Here is a 253-nt window from a genome sequence, read left to right as displayed (position 1 = left end):
AACCGGCCAGGTGCTGACCGGCTCCTACATGGACTACGGCGTGCCGCGCGCCGGCGTGATTCCGCCGCTCAACGTGGAGCTGACGGAAGATCCGACGCAGGGCAATCCGCTGCGAGTGAAAGGCGGTGGAGAAAGCGGCATCACGCCGGCTACGGCCACCATCTTCAACGCGCTGGCCGACGCGCTGCGCGACTACGGCAGCGACGAACTCGCGATGCCGGCCACGCCCAGGGTGATCTGGGAATACATACAC

At 66.4% G+C, this 253-nt stretch carries 1 protein-coding gene; it reads left to right on the top strand.

Annotated features, from left to right (window positions below):
* Window positions 1–28: 28 nt before the first annotated feature.
* On the top strand, window positions 29–253 hold a 225-nt coding region (locus tag SB822_RS58995; RefSeq protein ID WP_410859363.1), incomplete at its 3' end, for a hypothetical protein.

Source organism: Paraburkholderia sp. SIMBA_054, assembly GCF_046534875.1.
GTDB lineage: Bacteria > Pseudomonadota > Gammaproteobacteria > Burkholderiales > Burkholderiaceae > Paraburkholderia > Paraburkholderia hospita.
The sequence above is the reverse complement of the archived record's forward strand: the minus strand, read 5'-3'. Positions and strand labels throughout refer to the sequence as shown.